The sequence below is a fragment of the Neisseria sp. P0021.S007 genome, assembly GCF_051956855.1.
The window spans coordinates 1-845 of the sequence record NZ_JBQCXA010000291.1 but is presented as its reverse complement, the minus strand read 5'-3'; the positions used below and the strand labels follow the sequence as shown (position 1 = coordinate 845).

The window sequence follows — 845 nt, the reverse complement described above, 5'->3', positions numbered from 1 at the left end:
GGCCTGTGCCGCTCTTTCTGCCGCCGCCTGTGCTGCATCTGCCTTAACTTTGGCATCTGCCACTGCCGCTGCAACCGCCGCCGTTTTGGCATTATCAGCATCACGCTTCCATTCTGCCGACAATGCGCTGCGGGCGATAGTGGCAACTTCGTCCTTTTCCGCCTTGGCAGTCTGCAATCGTGTGATCTCTGCCTGATTTCCGGATGCTACTGCCTTAGCCGCACGAATTTCTTCGGTTTGCGCCTTATCGGTTTCAACCTGTGCTGCTTTATAGGCAGTCAATTCAGCCGACAAAGCCGATAACGCAGACGCATCGGCGTTACTGTCCTCCGGCGCGGGACTCCAGTCAGTTGCTACCGTGCCGCGCTCCAGTTTTACACCCGAAACCTTGATGGAATCAGATGTCTGATAACGTGCCTGCACAATCAACCCGCGGACGGCCTTCACATCTTTCGCCACCGTATGTTTTGCAACCAGACGACGCTTCAGCGTCTTCGGTGCATCTTTGACTGCTTCGTCATACCATGCGCTAAAGTAGCCTATCGTGTTGTCCGAATAAGTGACAGAAAGCTCAACACCGATGCGCGGATACGGTTTGCCGAACATGGACGTCGCATTAACAATGTCGAGATCACAAGCAATAATCAGCGCGTCCCCTTGTTTTAAATCCAAACTTGAAGACACATCCAATGTAACGGATTTGGTCTGATTGTTGCCGCTTACCGTAAGAATTTTATCCGCCGCAGCCGTCGATAAGGCGTAGTTCCGTCCGCCGACTTCAACACTCTCCAGCTTCGCCGTCAACGTGTTGATTTCAGACGACCGGGCAGCATCCTGGCGCGTTA

The 845-nt window shown here is 53.4% G+C and carries 1 pseudogene; it reads right to left on the bottom strand.

Features of this window, described 5'->3' with window-relative positions:
- Window positions 1-845: pseudogene (locus ACTHUR_RS12895) on the bottom strand (host specificity protein J); the annotation flags it as partial.